This is a genomic window from Kitasatospora sp. NPDC057542 (assembly GCF_042801945.1).
Lineage (GTDB): Bacteria > Actinomycetota > Actinomycetes > Streptomycetales > Streptomycetaceae > Kitasatospora.
Genome location: NZ_JBHVFE010000844.1, coordinates 1 through 1,344 on the forward strand (window position 1 = coordinate 1; position 1,344 = coordinate 1,344).

The following is a 1,344-nucleotide window of genomic DNA, read 5'->3' on the forward strand; positions in this document are numbered from 1 at the left end:
CTCCTGACAGTGATGATGTGACTGGTGGTTCTGCTGATGAGGCTGACTCGCCTCCTGACTGACGTCTCGGACTGTCCTGTTTGGGATTTGTCGTCTCGTCAGCGGGGCCACCACGCACGCGGCCGGACGGGTGCTTGTGACTTCATAGGAGCTTGGTCCAGAAGCCCCGTCACTGTCTTGTCCACCCGCCCGACCGGCGCGTGCCGCCCTCGGCTCGGACAAGCGGCAAGGACGGACATGACCAGCATGACGCATGACAGTGCGGAGATCACCGGCGGAGTCGACACCCACGGCCTGACCCACCACGCGGCCGTGATCGACCCGCTCGGCCGGCACCTCGCCGACCAGGAGTTCCCGGCCACGATCGCCGGCTACCGGGCTCTCCTCGACTGGATGCGCTCGCACGGCGCACTGACAGCGGTCGGAGTGGAGGGAACCGGTGCCTACGGTGCCGAGCTCGCCCGGGTTCTGACCGCGGCCGGGGTGACGGTGATCGACGTCGACCGGCCCGACCGCAAGACCCGCCGGATGCGCGGCAAGTCCGACCCGATCGATGCCTACGCCGCCGCCACGGCCGTGGCTTCCGGACGGGCTACCGGCGTCCCGAAGAGCCGCGACGGCATGGTCGAAGCGGTGCGGGTACTGCGAGTCGTCCGCCGCAGCGCGGTCAAGGCCCGCACCCAGGCGATGAACCAGCTCCGAGGCATGCTGGTGTCCGCCCCGGCGACGCTGCGCGAGCAACTGGCCGGCCTGGACCGAAGCGTGCTGATACGCACCGCCGCCCGCCTGCGCCCCGGCGGCGACCTGTCCACACCACTGGCCGCGACCAAGGCCGCGCTGCGGCGCCTGGCCCGCCGCCACCAGGCACTGGACGAGGAGATCGCCGAGCTCGACGCCGAGATCGGCCCGCTGCTCAAGCAGGCCGCCCCCGAACTGCTCGAACTGTTCGGCGTCGGCCCCGAAACCGCCGGCCAGCTGCTGGCCTCCGCCGGAGACAACCCCGAACGCATGCGCTCCGAGGCCGCCTTCGCCCACCTGGCCGGGGTCGCACCGATCCCGGCGTCCTCCGGCCGCACCAACCGCCACCGACTCAACCGCGGCGGCGACCGGGCCGCGAACAACGCCCTGCACACCATCGTGCTGGTCCGCATGCGCTACGACGAGCGGACCCGCGCCTACGTCGAGCGCCGAACCAAGGAAGGCCTGTCCAAGAAGGACATCATGCGCTGCCTCAAGCGCTTCGTTGCCCGCGAGATCTACCGCGCCCTGACCAGCACACCGACAACCCGACACATCACTCAAACCGACCTTGCTCCTGCGGCTTGACGTCCATAGGAGCATCCC

At 70.0% G+C, this 1,344-nt stretch carries 1 protein-coding gene; it reads left to right on the top strand.

Going from position 1 to position 1,344, the window contains the following annotated elements; all coding sequences use genetic code 11:
* Window positions 1-237 precede the first annotated feature (237 nt).
* Entirely contained in the window at window positions 238-1,326 is a 1,089-nt protein-coding gene (locus ACFU7Y_RS43995) for an IS110 family transposase (RefSeq protein ID WP_380772082.1), read from the top strand.
* Window positions 1,327-1,344: the final 18 nt, after the last annotated feature.

Coding starts and splice junctions, on each gene's coding strand:
- ACFU7Y_RS43995 (WP_380772082.1), top strand. CDS start 238: ATGACCAGCATGACGCATGACAGTGCGGAGATCACCGGCGGAGTCGAC.